The organism is Putridiphycobacter roseus (assembly GCF_003234935.1).
Lineage (GTDB): Bacteria > Bacteroidota > Bacteroidia > Flavobacteriales_D > Crocinitomicaceae > Putridiphycobacter > Putridiphycobacter roseus.
Genome location: NZ_QKSB01000001.1, coordinates 123,271 through 147,493 on the forward strand (window position 1 = coordinate 123,271; position 24,223 = coordinate 147,493).

Consider the following 24,223-nt stretch of genomic DNA (forward strand, 5'->3'; position numbering starts at 1 on the left):
AGAAAGGGGTTTAACAATAAATTAATTTTTATCCAGTGGAACAAATAGCATTTTACAAACTAAATTGATCTTTAAATTTGATGGCTTGACGGCGTGAAACATCTATTTTTGTCCCACAGTCCATTTCAATTTGAAAACTTCCGTTAAACCAAGTTTCCATATTTACGATTCTATTTAAATTAACCAAATACTTTCGGTTAGCCCTAAAAAATAATTGCTCATCAATTCTATCGGCTAAACTATTTAGAGAACGTAAAATTAGCGGGTGAAAATTTTTAAAGAATACTTTTACGTAATTACCATCCGATTCAAAGTAACGAATTTCATCAATACTAATAAACCAAACTTTCTCCCCGTCTTTGATTAAAAGTTTATCCCCAGATTTTAATAATTTTGATGTTTCCACCGATTCTGGTGTTTTATATTCTTCATAAATCCTATGGATCACATCCGATAAACGTTCATCTTCTAAAGGTTTTAATAAATAATCATATGCGTTTAATTCAAATGCTTTTATCGCAAATTCGTCATATGCAGTAACAAAGACAGTTCTAGGCGGATTTTCCATCCTTTCAATCAAGTCCAATCCAGTTTCACCAGGCATTTGGATATCAATAAATAATAGGTCCGGATTAAGTTCTAAAATACCAGCTTCCGCCTCTTTAGCATTTTTGTATTCTCCTACAATTTCAATGTCTTCATATTTTTCTAGTAGTTGTTTAAAAGCTTCCCTTGCTAATCTTTCATCATCTACTATAATTGTTCTAATCTTCATTCTCGTCTGTAATTTTTTTAACGGCAATATAGGCATGCACTTTTCCTTCTTTTTCAAATAAGTCAAAATGTGCTTCATCCCCAAAGATTATGGCTAATCTTTTTCTGGTATTTTCTATTCCAATTCCGTGGTTACTATTACCTGGGTTCATTTGCCCGGTATTACTAATGGTAACCATCAATATATCCGCATTTACTTCTGTTTTAATAATCAGGTCTCCACCTTCCTCTAATTTAGACAAACCATGTTTAATCGCATTTTCAGCAATTGTTTGAATAGTTAAAGGCGGGATTTTAAATTCAAGACTAGCAGGATCAATGTATAATTTCACTCTAATATGATCTTCAAATCTAATTTTTTCAATGTCTAAGTATGTTACCACTAGCTCTAGCTCTTTTTCAAGTGTAATCAATTTATGCCTGGTTAACATAATGGAATTACGCAATAAGTTTGATAACTTGGTAATGGCCTTTTTCGACTCCTCTTTGTCAATTTCAACCAAAGCTTTAATAGAGTTTAGAGAATTGAATAAAAAGTGTGGATTAATCTGGGCTCTTAAATTCTTTAATTCAATTTCATTTTTTGAGGCTTCGTATTGCAAATTTTTTATCTCTTGTTGCCGTGATTTCTCAATAAACAAGTAACTATAGTATATTCCACACCAAAGTGCAGTCACAATAAAGGTGATAAAAATATTAATACTTAATTGGGCACCAAAGTAATCGACTTCATAATCATAATAATCTGGTTCAGATATAAATTTATTGTACACTATTTGGGCGACTTCAAAAGCCGTAGATGCCAAAACAGAACCTATAATACTGTATAAAATGATTTTCCAAATCGCTTTTTCAATCCAATTGAACTTGATGATAAAGAACCTTAAAGAATGTGCTGCAAGTACTGAAAGTAATACAGAAACGAAATAATAAATAATTAATTTTTGGGTAATTAAAATACCACCACTTAAGTACGACAGTGCAAAAGTAATGAGTATATAAACTCCCCACCCAATAAATTGGGCAACCCAATAAAGATTATTATTTTTAAAGGATAGACTCATTATTCAAATATAATTGAATATTCATAAAACAAGCCTTAGAATGCGCAAAGAATACCGGTAATTTAGCACATTAAAATTAATATGTCAATAATCGGATTATACGTTAAATCTAAAATGCATGATGTCACCATCTTGTACAATGTAAGTTTTCCCTTCAACCCCCATTTTACCTGCCTCTTTAATTGCTGCTTCCGATTTATACTCAATATAATCTTCGTATTTAATTACTTCTGCACGAATAAAACCTTTTTCAAAATCTGTATGAATAACACCAGCTGCTTGTGGTGCTGTAGCACCTACTTCAACTGTCCATGCTCTTACTTCTTTTACACCACAAGTAAAGTAAGTTTGTAAATTTAGTAGCGTATAGGCCGAACGTATTAACTTGTTCACCCCAGGCTCTTCTAATCCAATTTCTTCCAAAAACATTTGTCTTTCGTCGTAATCTTCTAACTCTGCAATTTCAGATTCAATTTGAGTACCAATCACTAATACTTCAGCATTTTCGTCTGCAACAGCTGCTTTTACTTTTTCAGAATATGCATTCCCAGTGCTGGCCGAAGCTTCATCTACATTACACAGATACAAAACAGGTTTTGCGGTAATCAAGTGCATGTGATTTAATAACTTCTCTTCATCCTCAGATTCTACTTCATAAGTTCTAACAGACTTACCTGCTTCTAGAATAGTTTTTAATTTTTCTAATAGCTTATGTTCTTTTAAAAGTTCTTTATCTCCAGTTTTTACCGCTCTTGCTGTAGATGAGATTCTTTTTTCTACCGTATCTAAATCTTTCAATTGTAATTCAAAGTCAATTACTTCTTTGTCTCTAATTGGATCTACAGAACCGTCAACATGTATAATATTATCATTATCGAAACATCTTAACACGTGAATAATAGCATCTGTTTCACGGATATTTCCTAAAAACTGATTTCCTAAACCTTCTCCTTTATGTGCTCCTTTTACCAAGCCCGCAATATCAACGATTTCAATGGTAGTTGGCACCACTCTTTCTGGAGAAACAATGGCTTCTAAAGCGCTTAATCTTGGATCGGGCACCGTAATTGTTCCAACATTTGGCTCTATTGTACAAAAAGGAAAATTCGCCGATTGTGCTCTCGCATTAGACAAACAATTAAACAAGGTTGATTTACCTACATTCGGTAATCCTACAATTCCACATTTTAAAGCCATATTCAAAAATTTTAGCAAAGATATTCATTTTGCTTTGCAAAGCAATAAAATGTGATAAAAGGATGTGATTTTAAGGTTACTTTTTACTTCGAATTAATGAAATAGTACCTTGGCCTTCGAATTCAGTGCCATTTGTGGAAACTGCTTTGTAGGTATATAAGTATACACCATCCGAACATGGCTTATCCCCATTTTTTAAATTACCTGTCCATTTATCTTCGATATCCAAAAATCGATACACTTCCACGCCATATCGGTTCATCACCACACACTCAAATGTTTCTATTCCTTGATTGGGAAAGAAAAACTCATTATTAGGATAAGCACCTGGTGTAAATACATTCGGCACTTCTAGAACTGGTGTGGCATGTACCACAATATCTAAACAAGATGTATCCACGCAATCATTATAGTTTTTTGCAACTAAACAAACTTGATAAATTTCTTCATTTTTATACGTAGTATCAGGCTTATCTCCAATTGCGTAGGTGAAAAACCATTTATTATCTAATGGATTATTCGTGTATAAATTCCATTGAAAAATAGTATCTGATAAAGGGTTGCCTTCCTGTGCAAAACCTGTTGAAGTATTTGTGAATTTTACTTTCACAGGGTCTGTACCTTCATATTCTGTTGGGGTAATAAAATCATCAGATGCCGCTGTAAAACTAGCGATTGGACGAATAGAATCTAGTACAATTGAATTGCTCACTTCACATCCTAATCCATCTGTAATCAAAACGGTATACAAGGCAGGGGCTAAACCATTCCATTGAGAACCACTAAATGTATCTCCATTTTTATCATTCGACCAATCAAAAGAGAAAGAACCACTACCTCCACCATTTGCGGTTGCAAAGACAGAGCCGTTCCCACTTTGATAAGCAGCCGTTCTGCAATAAGCTGCATTTTTATCAATGCTTGTTTCTATACTATCGTTTTGAAGGATGGTAAAATCAAAAGCACTAGAACAACCAGCAGAATCTAATATAATTAAGTTATAGGTACCGGCTGGTAAATCATTTATACTTGAAGTACTTGGTAAACCACTCACTACCGTAGATTCCCAATCAAAAGTATATGGCCCTTGGTTATTGTTAATATTATTTACTGAAATTAATCCCGTTTCCTCTCCAAAACAGTTTACATTTTTGACAATAAAGTTTGCCGAAATTGCAGGTGGATTTGGCAAGTTATGTATTAAAGTTGCAGCACAACCATTGTCATCTGTTACCATTACGGTATAAGTACCAGCAGACAAATTATTAGCTGTGGCAGTATTGGAATTAATTACAGTTGGCCCACTCCAATCAAAAGTTGTACTACTCCCCATTGTCCCTCCTGTTACACCAATATTAATGGAACCGTCTACAAAACCAAAACAATGCGGTGAACCTGCACTTTGAACATATAAAGTTAAAACATCAGGTTGGTTAATCGTTACCGCAAAAGAAGATGCACATCCGTTCATATCTGTCACCGTTACCACCCAAATACCAGCCATCATGCCAGTTAGTGGCGTGTTTATACTCCCCGTCACTATCTGTCCAATAGGAGAAGTCCAAACCACAGATTGAATTGCAACATTATCCGGGTTATTATTTCCATCTACTGTATATGCATTAATCGTTGCCGATCCATTAGCGTCTCCATGGCATAAGGCACTTGTTTTATTCGTCACCTCTATCACCACACCATGTCCAACAGAATTAATGGTTACGGCGGAATCTGCATGACAGCCTGCCACGTCTAATAATTGAATATTAACAATAGTACCAACACCAGCATAAGCAGTGTCGTAAGGAAGGGTATTGGTTTCCGAAATACCATTCATTATAATAGTACCCAGACCACCATTAAGCATCCCTGCTGTTCCCTCTACATAAACGGCACCATTGCCATTTCCAGGACAATCAGGACCAGGAATAATAGTTACATCAGAAAACTGTGGGGTTGAGAAAATGCCATTGACACTCCCTGTACAACCATCTTGATTCGTAATAAATAAAGTATAATTGGCGCCATTAAATAAATTCTGAACTTGAGCTGGACTAGGTGTATTAATGGTATCATTTATCAAACTACCAGAACCGGTATTCACCATGTAGTAAGTCCCATCTTCTAGAAAGTTAAAATCTACACCATTATTTAGACCTGTACAATTTACCGTTGCTGTTGGTTCAATTGGACAAGTATATTTCACTTCAATAGCTGTTCCTAAATTATAACACCCATTTCCGTCGGTATCCCAATGTATAATTCCATTATCGTTTGTCCCCACAACATTACCATTCATACCAATGCCATCATCTGCTGTTACTGGGACAAAAAAGTAGGTTCCACAACCTAATTGACTTACAATTAAGCTTTGCATATTATGCCCATCAGCAATACTATCCGCCGGAATAATTAACTGTGTAAATCCAGGGTCATTGGTAGGATTAGTTCCTGTAGGTAATGCATCATATACTAAAAACATTAATTGCGCACTATATATATCATCCCCTAAAGGACTAGGGATAGTGTCGGCAGGTAATATATAATTATCATTCGAGAGAATGGCAAAATTATCCCCTTCACACAAGGCAATTGGAGCTGTTGTTAATTGATTATTTTTTAACAAAGAAAATGTACCCGTACTAGTGTTACACACTGGCACAATAGAACAGTCTGTTGCGCCAGAACCACTTATTTGCGTTAATGAAATGTTTTGAACTTGTCCAGAAAAATTGGTAACTAAAAGAATATAAACCTCTCCAACTGCTGACGTTGCAATAGTAGGAAATTCATTACTAACCCCAGAATAACTGCAGTCGACAATTGGACTTAAAATTGGATCCCCTAAAGTACCACAGTTTGCCACTGCATTTGCCAAATTGGTAAAAGGCCCATAAATAATATAATCTATATCTGTATTTGCAGACAAAGACATATTAATTGGGCCCGCGTTAGAAATTTCCAAATAAAACCAACTTGGATTTGGCTGCGTAAATAAGCAGCCATAGTTATTACCAACTGCGGCTGTACCCGCATTTCCGTTTGCTATGAAGGAAACGCCCACATTAGTGCAAATAGGATTCATGTCCACACAATTTACATTGTTTTGAGCTTGCAGACTATATGCTGCCAAACAAACTAATAGAACTAACCCTTTTAACACAATTCAATTTTTATTTTTTACTTCTTATCAATGTTACCGTACCTGAACCTTCAAATTCTTTTTTATTGGTTGCTATCGCTTTATAAGTATAAAAGTAAACACCATCAGAACAAGCTTTATCTCCATTATCTAAATTTCCATTCCACTTGTCATTAATATCTGTGAATCTAAAAACTTCCACACCATATCTATTCATGATACCACATTCAAATACATCTATACCAACATTAGGGAAAAAGAATTCATTATTAGGAAAAGCACCTGGTGTAAATACATTCGGCACCTCTAAAACTGGCGCGGAATGCACCACAATATCTAAGCAAGTAGTATCCACACAATCATTATAATTTTTTGCGACTAAACACACTTGATAAACTTCTTCTTCTGTATAAGTAGTATCTGGTTTATCACTAATATCATAAGTAAAGAACCAATTATTATCCAATTCATTATTGGTATATAAATTCCATTGAAAAATAGTATCCGATAAAGGATTTCCTTCTTGTGCATAACCAGTAGAAGTATTCGTGAACTTAACTTTTACAGGATCTGTCCCTTCGTATTCTGTAGCAGATAGAAATTCATCAGACACTGCAGTAAAACTAGCATTAGGACTAATGGAATCTAATAAAATAGAATTGTTTACCATACAACCTAAGCCATCTGTAATTTCAACAGCGTAAAAAGCAGGAGCTAAACCATTCCATTGAGATCCGTTATGTGTATCATTATTTTTATCGTTTGTCCATTCAAAAGAGAAAGAACCACTACCTCCACCATTTGCGGTTGCAAACACAGAACCATTACCACTTTGGAAACTCTTTGTTCTACAATAAGAAGCATTCTTTCCTATTGTTGTCCCGATACTATCATTTTCTGTAATGGTATAATCAAAAGAATTTGAACAACCCATTGCATCCACAATAGTTAATGTATAATTTCCTGCTTCCAATTCAGACACAATAGAATCGGAAGAAAAAGAAGGTTGTCCCGGAATTGTCCAAGAGTAAGTTACATTACCTTGATTATTGTATGGAGTTACTGCAATCAAACCTGAAGCTGCACCATAACAATTAACATGTTTAATGTTTGCCGAAACACCAATAGCTTCAGGATCAACCAACGCTTGATTAATAGAAGAAACACAGCCATTTCCATCCGTTACTTTAATGGTATAAGTTCCTGCCACTAATTGGTTGGCAACACTTGTACCTGGCGCATTTAATACTGTCCCTGCACCATCTGTAATTTCATAAGTTAACGGTTGTGTTCCACCATTTACAAACGGGGTTAAAGCACCAGTTGAACCTTGATAACATTGTGGATTTAAGACACCCGGATTAATTGCCAAAGGTGAAGGATTGGAGATATTAAAAGAGTATGAAACCACACAAGTATTTTGATCCGTTACTGTAACAACCCATTGACCGGGCATCATATTGATTAAAGTATCGTTGCTAGCTAAACCAGGGAACTGTGCGCCATTTGGTGCCGTCCATAAAATTCCTACAATTGGAATTCCATCAGGAACCCCTGTACTACCATCAATTCCTTTTGCTATAATTCTAACCACAGCGTCAGAACCATTATAACAGGAAACACCACTAATCAATTCGTGGGTAATATCAATTGTATGCGTAATTGCTGGTATTGTCACCGCGGTATCCCAAGTACAACCAAAAGCATCTGCTAAAATTATATTTACAATAGTTCCAGCTCCAGAAGATAAGGAATCATTTGGAGGTGTTGTCCCCGGTACACCATTCATAAAAGTATTTGTAATTCCACCATTACCAGAATTGGCAACACCTGAAACCAATACATAGCCTTCCGCATTACAACCACTTGCTGCAAATACATCCACAGATTGCATTTGTGGCGTGTAAAAATCTCCTGTAACTGTATCCGTACAGCCAATTGCATCCACTAAAATTAATTCGTAGGTACTATTATTTGTTAAATCAGTTAAAATCACATTGTCTGGTGTACTGATAGTATCCTCACTCAAAATACCAGCGCCTTGATTAAAGATTACGACATCTCCATCTCCACCACTAATATCTACTAAAATACTGTTATTAATATTCACACAATTGATAGAAGAGTTAGACACAATTGGACAGGCATATTTAATTTCTATAGGCGTTCCTAAAACATAACAACCATTGCCATCCAAATCATAATGTAATGAACCATTATCATTAGGTCCTTGCATATTTGCAAAGCCACCAATACCATCATCCCCTGCAACAGGTACTAAATAAATTGTACCACAATTAATTCCCAATGAATCCATTAATAAACTAGTGCTATTATTTACATCAAATATTGTATCTGAAGGAATAATTACTCCTGTATAACCAGGATCTGTAGCTGGATCGCCACCATTTGGCACAGCATCATACACCAAAAACATCAATTGAGCTGAAAATATACCATCACCACCATCTACTACAGCAATCGTATCTTCAGGCAAACCATAATCACCATTTGATAAAATAGCATAATTGTCATCCCCACACAATGAAAGCGGAGAAGTTGCTGGTAAACCATTTTTAATAATATTAAAAGTCCCAGGTTGAGAATAACATGGTGGCACTACAATAGAACAATCAGTAGAACCTAAACCACCAATTTGATTAATCGTAAAAGTGGTATTTAAGTTAGAAAAATTAGTCACCATCATTACGTATACCTCACCAACTATGGCACCTGTAATATCTGGAAGCTCTGTATTCCCACCAATATAACCACAATCCGCTATATTTGCAGGTGTCCCATTCCCTAAGTTACCACATTGACTTTGAGCAGCTGTTAAATCTGCAAATGGTCCCCAAATGATAAAATCCATGTCTCCCGTGGAGGTTAAATTCATATTTATATCTCCGTTGGTACCAATTTTAAAATAAAACCAACTTGGGTTGTTTTGTGTTCCAACGCAGCCATAATTATTTCCTGCAGGTGCTGAACCAGCATTGGCATTAATCGGGAAAACATTAGTTGAATCCTGATGTGTACATATGGGTAACATACCAGCACAAGTTGAATTCGTTGTTTGCGCGCTCCCGATAAAAATGGAGCACATAAACAATACGGATAATAAGGTACTTTTTCTCATTTGATTAATTTATATTATGCTTTTTACTTTTAATTTTAATTCCTTGCTTTAAAGCTATCTATTTTATGCGATTGACTTTATTATTATAATAACGTAAAACATGCCCTTAGCGTTGCACAAAAATAAACATTTTTCACAATTTAGGATTTTATATGACTTTAATTATGAGTGTAATTTGAAATGAAGTAAATCTTTTTCTATTTTTGTATTCTATAAAAACAGATGTAAAATGAACAAAGAAGTATATATTGTATCTGCTGTAAGAACTCCTATTGGTAGTTTTGGTGGTGGATTATCGACCGTTAGCGCAACGCAATTAGGAGCAACAGCAATTAAAGGCGCATTAAATAAATCAGGCGTTCCGGCGGAAAGCATTGATGAAGTAATTATGGGTAATGTGCTACAAGCCAATTTAGGACAAGCACCTGCTAGACAAGCTGCTATTTTTGCAGGCTTAAGTGAAAACATTCCTTGTACAACCGTTAATAAGGTTTGCGCATCTGGAATGAAAGCCATTAGTTTAGGCGCACAAACTATTTTAGCAGGCGACAACAACATAGTAGTAGTTGGTGGTATGGAGAACATGAGTGCAGTACCTCATTATTACAACGCTAGAAATGCCGTAAAACTAGGAGATGCTAAAATGACCGACGGTTTAGTAAAAGACGGTTTGACGGATGTTTACAATAAAGTACACATGGGTGTTTGTGCAGATGAATGTGCAACGGAATACAATTTTTCAAGAGAAGATCAAGATGCTTTTGCCATAGAATCTTATAATCGTTCAGCAGCAGCGTGGGCAGCGGGTAAATTCAATGACGAAGTTGTACCTGTGGAAGTTCCTCAAAGAAGAGGCGACGCTATCCTAGTAAAGGAAGACGAAGAGTATAAAAATGTGAAAATGGATAAAATTCCACAACTACGTCCAGTATTCGATAAAGAAGGAACTGTAACTGCTGCAAATGCTTCTACTTTAAATGATGGTGCTTCTGCACTTATTTTAGCTAGTAAAGAAGCTGTTGAAAAATACAATTTAAAACCAATTGCTAAATTAGTAAGTTATGCAGATGCTGCACATGAACCAAAATGGTTTACCACTGCACCAGCAAAAGCAATTCCTATTGCCTTAGGAAAAGCAAACTTAACAGTAAAAGATATTGATTATTGGGAATTAAACGAAGCTTTTGCTGTCGTTGGCTTAGCTAACACAAAAAAATTAGGCTTAGATCCTAGCAAGGTAGATGTAAATGGTGGTGCTGTTTCTTTAGGACACCCACTTGGAAATTCTGGTTCAAGAATTATTGTAACCTTAATTCATGTACTAAAACAAAACGGTGGTAAATATGGTGCCGCAGGAATTTGTAACGGTGGCGGTGGCGCTTCTGCTATGGTAATTGAAAATATCTAATACCAATCTTATATAAATTATTAAAGGGAGCTTAAGCTCCCTTTTTTTTTGTCTTAATATTTCCTTCTTAATGAGCTACAACTATTACACGCTAAACCACTTTATAAACTTACTTATAAGCCGTTCTAATACCGCTTATTCCTTCTAATTGCACACCAATACCATAGGCGTTAAGACATAAAAAAAGGAGCATGTAAACATGCTCCTTTTTTATAAAATATATTTTAAAACAACAATTACTTATTGTTTCACAAATTTAGTTGTCTCTACTTGATCATTTACGAGTAATCTTACTAAGTAAGTTCCTTTAGCCAATTGATCAGTTCCAATTTGAAGGGTATTATTTCCTTCATTTAAACTAATTTGTTCTAAGTTCAATACTAACTTACCAGTTAAACTGTAAACTTTTACCGAACCTTTTCCTGCAAGGTTTGCTTCAAAAGAAATAGTAGCATTATTCACCACTGGATTTGGATACAATTTCAATCCTAAAACAGATTTTGTTATATCCGTATTGTCTTTGGTATCAGGTACTGCTAAATATTCATCAGTTGTCCAAATACCTCTACCATGTGTTCCAATAAAAATTTGTCCTGGCTTACGATCACCTTCATCCCAAGTTCTCCAGTTTTGGATAATATCAAATATAGGAGTTGTTCCAAATTCTGCATCACAGAATTCATAAGAACCACCACCATTTTCACTTCTAAATAAGCCAAACTCTGTTCCTACAAAAATGATATTCGGATCATTTCTATCCATTAAAACAGAAAGACAAGGCATACTTGGAATATTACCAGAAATAGAAGTAAATGTTGGACTCGCACCGGTAGCATTAATTGATTTTCTTACTTTTCCAGTTCCACCAAAACCACCTAAACTAATCATCACTAAATCCGGATCCACTTTATCTACAGAAATTCCAGTAATTGGAACTGTAAAGCTTCCTATTAATTCAAAAGTAGTTTGTGTGTTAGGATGATTCCAATTAATTAAACTGTCTTCGATATTTCCATCCGCCGTTCCTAAAACTGGGTTAGGAGAATAAACATCATTTAAACCACTTAATCTATATAAAAAACCTGAAGTAGTTCCCACATATAAATGATTTCCATCTTTAGAAAACTCCATTTGATTTACTTGACCTGATATTCCGCCACCTGCTTGAATAAAACCATCATGAGAAGCAGAAAATCTTAACGCATTCCTAGTCAACCATAAACCTTCACCACTACCTAATCCAAAGGCCAACCAAGATTGGTAAGGATCTGTGATCACAATTGTATCCCAGCTAATGTTCTCTAAGAAATCATATAAGCCCATATCTACAATTTCACCTGGCTCACCAGGATTCGTTCCAAAATAATGATTTGCAACTTTCATAGAATCGACACCAACTAAAACACCATCAACTAACAATGTATCTCCAATACTTACACCTGAAACTCCAGTAGCATAATATTGACTATAAGTAGTACCATATAAGTTTACGGTATTAAGGATTAATCCACTAGTTTCATATACAATAGTATCTTCAATAGTTAAGGCGCTATTCGCATACAATGAATCTTGAAAAGTAATTTGTTCGGTTACAGTATATGTAATAGATTGTTGACTTGTTTCAGAAGGCACTTCAATCACTTCTCCAACGCTTAAATTTTCAACTGGAGAGTATCTAATTGTATCTTTTGAATTGACATCATTTGGATTTTCATACAATTCAATTTTTGTATAAAAAGAACCTAAAGAATTGGATAAATCACCAGGTGTACCAAAGGCAGCTGGAATATTTGAAGCAGAATATGCAGAAGTATTAAAACCTCTATCTCCAGAACGATAAACAGCACCATAATAAATAGTAGAAAATATAACATCTCTATTCATAAACGACATAGCACAAGAAAAACCATCACCACCATTTACACGGTCATGTTCTTGGTAAGTGTGATTATCATGATAATTTGCTTGTGTACCGTTATCCTGTGCTCCACCCATTACATCTCCGTGAGCGGAAGAAGAAATAGCATAAAACTGCGTCACATTATAACCTCTATTTGCTTCTCTAAAAGAATTTCCTTGATCATCAGAATAAAAAATACCTCCATCATTACCTAACCATAATCTTCCTTGAGAATCCCATTTCATTTCATGTTGATCGGAATGTACATACAATTCACTTGTGGCACCAAAAAAGCCACCTGATCGTTCTTCCCAACTACCAGTCATTTCTTTACCCCAAACATTTATACCACCAAGTAAACAAGTAGTAGGATCTCCTTTAACTACTGAAATAATTTGGTCGTATTCACCCTGACCTTGACCTCCTGAATTAAAAGGAGAAAAAGAACCTGGAGCTTGCGTATTTGCTGGTGCAATTTCTTCCCAAATAATTCCATTATTTTTTGACATGTAAACCCCTGCCAAACTTCCGCCGCTAGACATGGAAGCAAAAACATAATATTTACCATCTACTTTTTCGTGTGAAATAGCATACTCTACTCTAGATTTACCACCTGGCACTTCAGTAGAACCATTCCCCCAAACAGAAGTCCAAGTACTACCTCCATCTTCAGAAACATAAGTTCTATTAGATGAGAAAGACCCAACCGCTACAGTACCATCATTTGAAAAAGATAATGCAGAACAAACACCATTTATGGAAGGAGCTGCATCCGTTAAAGTACTTCCTGAATATTTTATTAAACCATCACTACAAGCAATAAAAACATCATTTCCTTTAGAAACAACTTCATTAACAAAAGAATAATTCTCTGTACCTGCAATTAAAGAAAAAGTTAATCCGGCATCATTCGAAAAGAATACACCACCGCCATTCATACCTGAATTTTGATTTCCTCCGAATCCTTCTTCAGAATGTCCTGTTCCTACATAAATATTTCCATTCTCTGTTTGACACATAGATGAAATACCATAATTCACATCATAGCCTTCTACCTTTTTCCAAACATTCCCTCTGTTGGTAGACTTAAATAAGCCACCTGAAACAGAACCTGCATATATTAATTTATCATTGTCTTTATCTATTAAAATAGCACGCGTTCTACCACCAACATTATCTGGACCATGGTCCTTGAATCCAATATTAGCACGTTGTCCAGAGTTACTCATTGCTTTGACTTCTAGCTTAGCACGTTTGTAATCTTCAGGACTAACCACACCAGTATCGTAATTTTTCAATAACATTTGGTAGTATTCGAAAGCACCGTGTATACCTTGTTCAGCTTGTGAGGACACAATTTCCCTGCTTTCATAAACACCTGACTTACCTGTGCTTGCCATTAAAAACAAAGAAGCAGCAACGAATGATGCGCCAATTGTACCTAACAATATTTTTTTACTTTTCATATTCTCTTCTTTTTTGAATATCTTTATTTGAGCGATAAATATACAACAAACTTCTTTAAATTTATTGTATTATTTTAACTTTTATTTAACAAAACAATGCAATAATTTACAGGTCCAACTTTAAAACAAGTGTTTTTCTGCATGGTACGAAGAACGCACTAAAGGACCACTTTCTACATACCTAAAACCTTTTTCTAAAGCGAACTGTCTATACTCTTCAAATTTTTCTGGCGTTACAAATTCGGCAACCGGTAAATGCTTCGGAGTAGGCTGTAAGTACTGCCCCATTGTAAGAATATCACAATTAACTTGGGCCAAATCAGTAATAGTTTCTAAAATTTCATCTTCTGTTTCCCCTAAACCAAGCATAATACCTGACTTAGTTTTCATACCTCCTTTTTTCAAACGCATGAGTACCTCCAAACTTCTATCATATTTTGCTTGAATTCTAACTTGTTTGGTTAAGCGACGAACCGTTTCCAAATTATGAGAAACAATGTTTGGTGCAATCGCAATAATTCTATTTAAATTATCCCATTTTCCTCCAAAATCAGGAATCAGTGTTTCCATGGTTGTACCTGGCGACTTTTCACGGATAGCTTCCACCGTTTTAACCCATATAATAGAACCACCGTCTTCAAGATCATCTCTATCTACAGAAGTAATTACGGCATGTTTCACCCCCATTAATCGCACAGAATCTGCTACTTTAGTAGGTTCTAATAAATCTGCTGCTAAAGGTTTTCCTGTTTTCACGGCACAAAAGCCACAAGATCTTGTGCAAATATTTCCTAAAATCATAAAGGTTGCTGTTCCTTCTCCCCAACACTCCCCCATATTTGGACAGCTGCCACTTTCACAAATGGTATGTAGTTTATGCTCGTCGACTAAGCCACGTACTTTTTTATAATTTTCGCCTGTTGGCAGCTTAACTCTTAACCATTTCGGTTTCTTGATTCTTTCTGCTATTTCCATTGTTAAAATCTATTGCCTAATTCAAATTGAATATATAGACTGGTAAATAATTTGTAGTTTGCACTACCATATATTATTGGCACTTCTCTTGCCGGAAAGTAATCCACCAAAAAGCCTATTTCTCCGCCACTAATGCCATCTTTTTCTTTAGAAAAATTAAAGTTCAATCCAGTCCTTTGGTGTATCCCCAGTTCCAATTTTGATTGGCCAATTCCCTTGAACCAATTTGATTTACCTTCAATTACATTGAACCAATGCACCTCAGGGTCATACCTTTCTGATGTTGTAAAATTTTGAAAACCTGTCTGTTTTGAAATCTCCAAATAAACTGGTTTTAATAGACCTATAGATGGGCCAAGCTTCCATTTTAACTCTATCTGAATCCCGTTTTCCCGAACAGCTTCAAATAATTTTAAATTACCCCCAATAGCCGGTCTAAACACCAAAAATGAATTAATCTTTCTATAATAGTAAGTTCTAGCGGGGGTTAACGTAGCACTTCTAAATTCTTTTTTATGGTGTATATTTGAAACTTGAAGGCTTAAGGTATGGTGGTATTTATATACTTTTTGTTTTGATAATTCACCATAAAGCCCCCAACCTTTGGTATTAAAATGCAGTCCTACACTGTAGGAATTCCTATACAATTTATCATACTCATTTTCTTCCAATTCCTGAACAATTCCAAAATAGGGCAAAAAACATAAAAGGAGGATCATTTTTTTCACAACACAAAAATAGGGATTATTTTTTCAACCTAATATCAAAGTTCAAATAATAGGGTTGAAAAAAAAGGATATTTAACTTCCATCAATGTTAGTCCGTTTGCTGGCGCCGATTTACCTGCGCAATCTCTGTCTTTTGACAAGATCACTGCTTCAAACTCATCTAATGTCATTCTTTTTGCACCAACTTCAATTAGCGTTCCCACTATTGCACGTACCATATTTCTCAAAAATCGATTGGCGGAAATGGTAAAAACCATTTGTTCTCCTATTTGTTCCCACTGGGCCTGTCTGACCGTACAAATAAAGTTATTGACATTGGTACTTACTTTGCTAAATGCCTCAAAATCTCTGTGATTTAACAAAGTACTTGCGGCTTCATTCATTAATTGAATATCCAGCGTTTCATAACAATACCAAGAAGTATCTTTAATAAAGGGGTTTTTAAAATGATGTAAGTAATATTTATAAGTACGGTCTGTTGCATTATACCTTGTATGTGCCTTTTCGTGTACTTCAAAAACATCTAAAATCACAATGGCTTTTGGCAACATATGATTTAACTTAAATATAAAATGTCGAATATCCAGGATCTCAGGATAGTCCATATGCATATAATAATGCTGGGCATGCACGCCTGCATCTGTTCTTCCGCAACCAATAATTTTAATTGGATTATTGCGATTCAATTTGGTTAAATTGTCTTGTAATTCCTGTTGAATTGTATGTGCATTCGGTTGAATTTGCCAACCCGAATAATTTTTCCCCAAATAAGACAACTCTACAAAATATCTTTTTTTCATTGGGCCAAAATTACGTATTTGATTTGTGAAAAGATAGATTTTTTTTAAATTCTAATCCCCATTATACACACATCATCTATCTGCTCTAAATCTCCTTTCCAAATGTTAAAGACGTCTAACAACATGTCTTTTTGCAATTCCATTTCATCTGAAGCCAAATCTAACAAGAGTTCTCTGAGTTGATTGTATTTGAACTTTTTTTGCTTCGGACCGCCAAATTGGTCGGCATACCCGTCAGTAAACAAATAAATACAATCATTTTTATTCAACTTCACATGATGCGAGTCAAATGGTGCCTGCACTACAAATCGTCCTACAGGCTGCTTATTACCAGGTAAAATCTTTAAGGAATTATTGGAAATGATGTACAATGGATTATAAGCTCCGGCAAAACTTAATTCATGTGTCTTCAAGTTCAATTTGCACAATGCGATATCCATTCCATCATTGATGTCCTGACCGCCTTTAGTCAAAAAATGAATGACTTTTTTTCTAACTTCATCTAATATTTCGCCTGTATCCGCATTTGGATTTTCGTGAATAGTGTTATTCAATGCATTGGAACAAATAATGGTTAAAATTGAACCTGGAACACCATGCCCCGTACAATCAGCAACAGCAAAATATATCACATCTCCTCTTCTTTCCATCCAATAAAAATCACCTGCCACCACATCTTTGGGTAAGTGCAATACAAATCCATCTTGAAAACAATGTTTAAATTCCTTTTCAGAAGGCAACATGGCATTTTGTATTTTTAAAGCATAACGAATTGAATCCATGATGTCTTTATTTTTCATTTCAATGGTCCTTTTCTGATAGGCCAATAAGACTTTTTGCTGATAGTCTTCATTTAAAATTTTTCTCGCATAAAACAGTAAAAAAACGACCAAAAACAAAATAACGAGCACGACTATTACCGCTTTTTCAACAAAATGACTCCAAACTTCTTTATTAAATTTCGTAAATTCAATATCCGCCTCAAGAATACCAACTACATTTCCTTGTTTATTTTTTATTGGGTGAAATGCCGAAATCCATTCTCCATTTTCAGAATTGTACTTTGGAATAACCCCTCCTCTTTTAAGGTTTTTAAATAAGGCTTCTGGCGGATTAGAATAAGTATTATTAAAGTCAATAAAATCATCAGATCGCACGACATACTTGAAGGTGTTATTACTGGGTTCATACACCAATGTGTAAATGGGTGAATTCAACTCATTTTCTTTTGCTGCTCTTCTTAATAATTTATTTAATGTCCGGTAAGCATCATCCTGCGCAATGATAGCCCCCTCTTTTTCTGTTTTATACTTTTCGTATAATTCAGCATGCAGATCTCCGTCAACCTCAATGGCCAATGTATTTACAATTGCTGATAATTTATCATATTGACTTTTCTCTTGCAAGGTAAGTTCAGAATAATAAGAAAAAAGCAAGAAAAAGGTCGTAATAAGAATCAAACACACGTATATGATAAACATGATTCGAGTCGCAAGATTCTTTAAAATTTTATTGACTAAATTACTCACAATAGGAAGGGATGATTTTTATGAATCCGCAACGAATGATTCAATTGCTTCAATTATCTTTATGCAATAAATGTACAAAAATTAATGAAGAAAATTGGATTATTATCAGACACCCATGGATATTTGGATCCCAAAATTTATAACTATTTTAAAGACGTAGATGAAATTTGGCATGCTGGGGATGTTGGAGACATGTCTGTAATTGACGAACTGGAAGCCTTTAAACCTGTAAAAGGTGTTTTTGGCAATATTGACAGTAACAAAATAAGGAGCGCATGGCCCGAACATTTAGTTTTTGAATGTGAGAATAAAAAAGTACTCATTTCTCACATTGGTGGAAAACCAGGAAAGTATCGCAAAGACTCTTATCCTATGATCAAAAAACACCAACCCGATATTTTTGTTTGTGGTCATTCGCATATTTTATTGGTTCAATTCGACAAAGGCATCAATGCTTTATGGCTAAACCCTGGTGCTTGTGGGAAGTATGGTTTTCACAAAGTATCTACCTTATTACGGTTTGAAATTGACGGGGACAAAATTCAAAACATGGAGGTCATTGAATTGAATAAACGTGCTTAAATTATCGCTCCCTACATCTACCCAAGTAATTCCAACATCTGTGCTGTCTTCGACACTTTGAGAGGTGAGAAATCGTGCACCATACTGCGCAAACTGAAGAATAGGTGCAGCAATACCTGTTAAATTAATTGGCATTGTAAATTCAAGTGTAAATGGTCCATTTTGAATTACATCTCCCGCAATATTAGTATCGTCATTCACAAACCTCGCAAAATCACCAGTAGTACCCATATTGGAACTATTATTAAAATAAAAACCATTCGTTGTAGCACCTAACGGCCAACCAATCAGATGCAATACTAAAATCATTGCTCCAAACAACATCTCCTGCCGCCCTATTTTGACAGGGAAAAGACATAGCTCCTTGCACTTTATCTGTATTTATTTAATATGGGCAATAGGAAAATTTTGACTGATGGCAGATAAACACATCACTACACTTAAACCAAGAAATAGATAAATTTTCATTCGTCTAAAATTCCCTTAAAAACAAGATAAAACATTCATTTCAAACTCTTTTCAATAAAAAAAAGGCAGTCTTACAAAGTAAGACTGCCTTAAATAAAGTTGAAATTATTAATTTAAGATTATAAAAACTTGAAGTTTTTACCTGGATAGTAAGCCATGCTTCCCAATTCTTCTTCTATTCTTAATAATTGATTATATTTTGCTACACGGTCAGAACGTGACGCTGAACCTGTTTTAATTTGACCAGTATTTAAAGCTACAGCTAAATCGGCGATAGTAGTATCTTCAGTTTCACCACTACGGTGACTCATTACGGAAGTATAACTATTCCTAGTCGCTAAATTAACCGCATCAATAGTTTCGGACAAACTACCAATTTGATTTACTTTTACTAAAATAGAATTGGCAATTCCATTATCAATTCCTCTTGCTAATCTCTTGGTGTTAGTTACAAATAAATCATCTCCTACAATTTGCACTTTTTTACCAATAGCATCCGTCAAGGCTTTCCAACCATCCCAATCATCTTCAGCTAAACCATCCTCAATGGAGATAATAGGATATTTCTCTGACCATTCTTTCCAGAAATCCACCATTTGCGCAGCAGTTCTTTCATCCCCTGTAGATTCAAAAACATACTTATTCTTTTCTGCGTTATAAAATTCAGAAGAAGCTGCATCTAAAGCAATGTGCATATCAACACCAGGTTTATAACCCGCTTTTTCAATGGCCTCTAAAACTACCTCAATTGCTTCTTCGTTTGATCCTAAATTTGGTGCAAAACCACCTTCATCACCTACATTGGTACTATGCCCTTTAGATTTTAATACAGATTTTAAAGTATGAAAAACTTCCGTCCCCATTCTTAATCCTTCAGAAAAAGAATTTGCCCCAAAAGGCATCACCATAAATTCCTGAATGTCAATTTTATTATCTGCATGTGAACCACCATTCAAAATATTCATCATTGGCACCGGCAAAGTGTTTGCGCCAATACCGCCAATATATCTATACAATGGAAGGCCAACTTCAAGTGCACCTGCTTTTGCAATAGCTAAAGAAACGCCTAAAATTGCATTTGCACCTAATTTTTCTTTATTTGCAGTTCCATCAATACTTAATAGATAATTATCTAGTGCAGATTGATCCAAAACATACTGACCATTCAAAGCTTCATTTAAAATAGTATTTACATTATTCACGGCGTGTAAAACCCCTTTACCATTATAAACATCTTTATCGTTATCACGTAATTCCATGGCTTCATGAATACCTGTTGAAGCACCTGAAGGCACAGCAGCACGTCCCATAACACCAGTATTAGTGTAAACATCTACTTCTAAAGTTGGATTACCTCTAGAATCTAAAATTTGTCTTGCTTTAATATTTGCTATATAACTCATTATAATATTTTTATTACTATGATTTCATGTTTGCGATAAATTGATCAAATAAATATCTTGAATCGTGTGGACCTGCAGAAGCTTCAGGATGATATTGAACAGAAAATATTTTTCTATCCTTAAATTCTATCCCTGCAGCAGTTTCATCATTCAAATGGATGTGCGTTAAATCAATATTTGGATTTTCTTCAATAGATTCCATGGAGACAACAAAACCGTGATTTTGTGTCGTAATTTCACCTTTTCCAGTTTTTAAATTTTTAACTGGATGATTAATTCCTCTGTGCCCATTGTGCATTTTTATGGTTTTTAAACCTTGTCCTAGTGCTAAAACTTGATGTCCTAAACAAATTCCAAAAATTGGCAGACCACTTTCTGTCATTTCTTTCACATTTTCAATCACGTTAGTCATAGCAGAAGGATCTCCAGGACCATTAGATAACATGATACCATTAGGATTAAATTCCTGCATGGTTTTTAAATTAGTATCCATTGGAAATACCTTTACAAAACAACCTCTATCTACTAAATTTGAAATAATACTTGACTTCACACCAATATCTAATAATGCCACTTTAAATAGAGCGTTTTCATCACCAACTGTATAAGCTTCTTTTGTACTTACTTTAGAAGATAATTCCAATCCATCCATGGAAGGTACCTTATCCAATATGGCTTTTAGCTTCTCGATATCGAACTCTTCGGAAGAAATAATACAATTTTGAGCACCTCTATCTCTAATAATTCTAACTAATGCTCTGGTATCTATATCGGAAATACCTACCACATTATCTTTTAACATTTCATTTTGCAACGAATCATTCGCGGCATCTCTAGAATAGATTTTTGAAAACTTTTTGGTGATTAAACCAGCAATTTTCATACTACTTGACTCTTTTTCATCTGGATGCACACCGTAATTTCCAATATGTGGACTTGCCATGGTTAAAATTTGACCGACATAAGAAGGATCTGAAAACACTTCTTGGTAACCCGTCATCCCTGTGTTGAAAGCAATTTCACCAGTAGTTGTACCTACTTTCCCGATAGAATTCCCTTTAAAAACAGTGCCGTCTTTTAACAATAAAATAGCTGGAATATTTGACATAAAGAATTTTTTTACAAAGTTAAAAGAAGCGCGTTAAAATTAAGCGAATGTTTATAATTTGTTGAAATAAAAAAAGGGATAATGAAACATTATCCCTTTTTATCTAGCGTTTGCTAAATTTATTCTTCTTCAGACTTATCAGCAGTAGCGGCTTTACCACCTCTTCTTGATCTTCTAGTTTTCTTAGCAGAATCATTTCCGTAAATTTCGTTATAATCTACTAATTCGATCAAACACATTTCTGCATTATCCCCTAATCTATTACCCGTTCTGATGATTCTAGTATAACCACCTGGACGATCAGCAATTTTAGGTGCAATCTCTCTGAACAATTCAGTTACAGCATACTTGTCTTTTAAATATCTAAAAGCAGTTCTTCTGTTATGCGTTGTATCCGTTTTTGATTTCGTCAAAATTGGTTCCACAAACAATCTTAAAGCTTTTGCTTTTGCTACTGTTGTGTTAATTTTTTTATGCTCAATTAATGAACAAGCCATATTAGCTAGCATTGCTTTTCTGTGTGCAACTTTTCTACCTAAGTGGTTAAATTTCTTACCGTGTCTCATTGTCTTTTAATTTTCATTCAAACCTGCTATAGTACTTGAATGTTGTTTATATTAAACTTTACCTTAATCTTTTATGATTCCCGCACAAGGATTTTGGGAAGCTTTGTTACTTTTAAAAGTGTACAAAGATAATAATTTTTTTAAAATAAGAATCTCAACCGTTAAGATTGAGATTCTTTTATTTTTTTTAGTAATCCTAAGCTTTCGCTTTGACTTACTCTTTATCTAATTTGTATTTAGAAACATTCATGCCAAAAGCTAAACCTTTAGCTTCTACTAAATCTTCCAATTCAGTTAATGACTTCTTACCAAAGTTTCTAAATTTCAATAAATCATTTTTATTGAAAGAAACTAAATCACCTAAAGTTTCCACATCTGCCGCTTTTAAGCAATTTAATGCTCTTACAGATAAATCTAAATCTACTAATTTAGATTTCAACAATTGACGCATGTGTAAAGAAGTTTCATCAAATTCTTCTGTTTCTGATTTAATTTCAGAATCTAAAGTAATTCTTTCGTCAGAAAACAACATGAAATGGTGAATCAAAATCTTAGCTGCTTCTTGCAAAGCATCTTTTGGTGAAATTGAACCATCTGTAGTGATGTCTAAAACCAATTTTTCATAATCCGTTTTTTGTTCCACTCTATAGTTTTCGATTGCATATTTTACATTTTTAATCGGTGTAAAAATAGAATCGATTGCTATAGTACCTATTGGTGCATTAGATGATTTGTTTTCATCAGCAGGCATATAACCTCTTCCTTTAACCACTTCCACTTCCATGTTAATTTTAACACTTTTGTCCATACGACAAAGTACTAAATCTGGATTTAAAACTTGAAATGAAGTAGCAAATTTTCCAATATCACCAGCAGTCAAAGTATCTTGACCAGAGATGGATACCATAATTTTTTCAGAATCAGTATCTTCAATTTGTTGTTTAAAACGTACTTGTTTTAAATTTAAAATGATTTCAGTAACATCATCCACTACACCTTTCAATGTAGAAAACTCATGATCCACTCCTTCAAGCTTAATGGAAGCAATAGCAAACCCTTCTAGAGATGACAATAAGATTCTTCTTAAAGAATTACCTACTGTAATACCATAACCAGGTTCAAGTGGACGAAATTCGAACTGACCTTGAAAATCGTCAGATTCAATCATTATAACCTTGTCAGGTTTTTGAAAATCTAATATAGCCATTTAATATCTTCTTTTTAATTGAGTAATGGTTGCGCGGTTAATTTACTTGAAGATGCGGTAAAATAACCCTTTGGCCAAAATCCAATATATTGTTTTGTTTATAAAATAAAAATCATTGTTTGTGTTTACTCTAAATAGATTATTTAGAGTAAAGCTCAACGATTAATTGTTCTTTGATGTTTTCTGGAATCATTTCTCTAGAAGGCACAGACAAATATTTACCTTGCATTCCTTGAACATTCCAATCCAACCAATCGAACTTTTTATCATTACTAGCTAAAGATGCAGTAATAACTTCTAATGATTTAGATTTTTCTCTTACACTTACAACATCACCTTCTTTTAATTGGTAAGAAGGAATGTTTACCAATGAACCATTCACTGTAATGTGTCTGTGTGTTACTAATTGACGTGCACCACTTCTTGTAGGAGAAATTCCTAATCTGAATACAGTGTTATCTAATCTAGACTCACATAAACTTAACAACAATTCCCCTGTAATACCCTTCATTCTTGAAGCTTTCTTAAACAAGTTAGAAAATTGTTTTTCTAAAATACCGTAAGTATATTTAGCTTTTTGTTTTTCTGTTAATTGGATTGAATATTCAGATTGTTTACCTCTTCTTTTATTCGGACCATGTTGACCAGGACCGTAATTTTTTCTTTCTAAAGCTTTATCAGCTCCAAAAATAGGCTCTCTGAATCTTCTAGCGATTTTTGACTTTGGGCCAGTATATCTTGCCATCTCTCTTCTTTTTTAAATAAAATTA

Annotated in this window: 18 protein-coding genes; 2 read left to right on the forward strand and 16 right to left on the reverse strand. The window is 34.5% G+C overall.

The annotated features are described in order from the left end of the window. Window positions 1–52 precede the first annotated feature (52 nt). The 5 genes from DNU06_RS00515 to DNU06_RS00535 form a co-directional block, all read right to left on the reverse strand. On the reverse strand, window positions 53–775 hold the full coding sequence (locus tag DNU06_RS00515; RefSeq protein WP_233502908.1) for a LytR/AlgR family response regulator transcription factor: 723 nt from the start codon (window positions 773–775) through the stop codon (window positions 53–55). Then, window positions 765–1,838: a sensor histidine kinase gene (locus DNU06_RS00520; RefSeq protein ID WP_111061253.1), complete on the reverse strand. Its 1,074-nt coding sequence runs from the start codon at window positions 1,836–1,838 to the stop codon at window positions 765–767. The genes DNU06_RS00515 and DNU06_RS00520 overlap by 11 nt, the downstream gene beginning before the upstream one ends. Before the next feature lie 96 nt (window positions 1,839–1,934). After that, window positions 1,935–3,035: a redox-regulated ATPase YchF gene (ychF, locus tag DNU06_RS00525; protein WP_111061254.1), complete on the reverse strand. Its 1,101-nt coding sequence runs from the start codon at window positions 3,033–3,035 to the stop codon at window positions 1,935–1,937. 76 nt (window positions 3,036–3,111) lie between these two features. Beyond that, window positions 3,112–6,195 (reverse strand): T9SS type B sorting domain-containing protein, encoded by a 3,084-nt coding sequence (locus DNU06_RS00530; protein WP_146239097.1) that lies wholly within the window; start codon window positions 6,193–6,195, stop codon window positions 3,112–3,114. 10 nt (window positions 6,196–6,205) lie between these two features. Beyond that, window positions 6,206–9,313, reverse strand: a complete 3,108-nt coding sequence (locus tag DNU06_RS00535) for a T9SS type B sorting domain-containing protein (protein WP_111061256.1) — start codon at window positions 9,311–9,313, stop codon at window positions 6,206–6,208. Between the two features lie 229 nt (window positions 9,314–9,542). Between DNU06_RS00535 and DNU06_RS00540 the strand changes: the two genes are divergently transcribed. Continuing rightward, on the forward strand, window positions 9,543–10,721 hold the full coding sequence (locus tag DNU06_RS00540; protein WP_111061257.1) for a thiolase family protein: 1,179 nt from the start codon (window positions 9,543–9,545) through the stop codon (window positions 10,719–10,721). Window positions 10,722–10,961: 240 nt separating this feature from the next. Here the strand turns inward: DNU06_RS00540 and DNU06_RS00545 are convergent, their stop codons facing one another. The 5 genes from DNU06_RS00545 to DNU06_RS00565 all read right to left on the reverse strand — a co-directional run bounded on the left by DNU06_RS00545 (window position 10,962) and on the right by DNU06_RS00565 (window position 18,071). Next, window positions 10,962–14,087 (reverse strand): T9SS type A sorting domain-containing protein, encoded by a 3,126-nt coding sequence (locus tag DNU06_RS00545; protein ID WP_111061258.1) that lies wholly within the window; start codon window positions 14,085–14,087, stop codon window positions 10,962–10,964. A 120-nt stretch (window positions 14,088–14,207) separates the two neighbouring features. Then, entirely contained in the window at window positions 14,208–15,062 is an 855-nt protein-coding gene (gene lipA / locus DNU06_RS00550; RefSeq protein ID WP_111061259.1) for a lipoyl synthase, read from the reverse strand. A gap of 2 nt (window positions 15,063–15,064) precedes the next feature. Next, window positions 15,065–15,781: a hypothetical protein gene (locus DNU06_RS00555; protein WP_111061260.1), complete on the reverse strand. Its 717-nt coding sequence runs from the start codon at window positions 15,779–15,781 to the stop codon at window positions 15,065–15,067. 44 nt (window positions 15,782–15,825) lie between these two features. Next, window positions 15,826–16,590 carry a tRNA pseudouridine(38-40) synthase TruA gene (gene truA, locus DNU06_RS00560; protein ID WP_111061261.1) on the reverse strand — a complete coding sequence of 255 codons (765 nt, stop codon included), beginning with the start codon at window positions 16,588–16,590 and terminating at the stop codon, window positions 15,826–15,828. Between the two features lie 44 nt (window positions 16,591–16,634). Further along, window positions 16,635–18,071 (reverse strand): PP2C family protein-serine/threonine phosphatase, encoded by a 1,437-nt coding sequence (locus tag DNU06_RS00565; protein WP_111061262.1) that lies wholly within the window; start codon window positions 18,069–18,071, stop codon window positions 16,635–16,637. 132 nt (window positions 18,072–18,203) lie between these two features. Between DNU06_RS00565 and DNU06_RS00570 the strand changes: the two genes are divergently transcribed. Next, window positions 18,204–18,701, forward strand: coding sequence for a metallophosphoesterase family protein (locus DNU06_RS00570; protein ID WP_111061263.1), 498 nt, complete (start codon window positions 18,204–18,206; stop codon window positions 18,699–18,701). Here the strand turns inward: DNU06_RS00570 and DNU06_RS00575 are convergent. The 6 genes from DNU06_RS00575 to rpsD all read right to left on the reverse strand — a co-directional run bounded on the left by DNU06_RS00575 (window position 18,633) and on the right by rpsD (window position 24,198). After that, window positions 18,633–19,025, reverse strand: coding sequence for a P-loop NTPase family protein (locus tag DNU06_RS00575; RefSeq protein WP_111061264.1), 393 nt, complete (start codon window positions 19,023–19,025; stop codon window positions 18,633–18,635). The two genes, DNU06_RS00570 and DNU06_RS00575, sit on opposite strands and share 69 nt — an antisense overlap. Before the next feature lie 263 nt (window positions 19,026–19,288). Further along, the gene (gene eno, locus DNU06_RS00580) at window positions 19,289–20,572 is read right to left on the reverse strand and encodes a phosphopyruvate hydratase (protein ID WP_111061265.1); all 1,284 of its coding nucleotides are present in this window, start codon (window positions 20,570–20,572) and stop codon (window positions 19,289–19,291) included. Window positions 20,573–20,588: 16 nt separating this feature from the next. Next, entirely contained in the window at window positions 20,589–21,680 is a 1,092-nt protein-coding gene (gene carA / locus DNU06_RS00585) for a glutamine-hydrolyzing carbamoyl-phosphate synthase small subunit (protein WP_111061266.1), read from the reverse strand. A 119-nt stretch (window positions 21,681–21,799) separates the two neighbouring features. Next, a complete protein-coding gene (gene rplQ, locus DNU06_RS00590; RefSeq protein ID WP_111061267.1) occupies window positions 21,800–22,246 on the reverse strand; it encodes a 50S ribosomal protein L17 in 447 nt (148 codons plus the stop codon). Window positions 22,247–22,460: 214 nt separating this feature from the next. Continuing rightward, a complete protein-coding gene (locus DNU06_RS00595; RefSeq protein WP_111061268.1) occupies window positions 22,461–23,453 on the reverse strand; it encodes a DNA-directed RNA polymerase subunit alpha in 993 nt (330 codons plus the stop codon). 139 nt (window positions 23,454–23,592) lie between these two features. Beyond that, on the reverse strand, window positions 23,593–24,198 hold the full coding sequence (gene rpsD, locus DNU06_RS00600; RefSeq protein ID WP_111061269.1) for a 30S ribosomal protein S4: 606 nt from the start codon (window positions 24,196–24,198) through the stop codon (window positions 23,593–23,595). Window positions 24,199–24,223 lie beyond the last annotated feature (25 nt).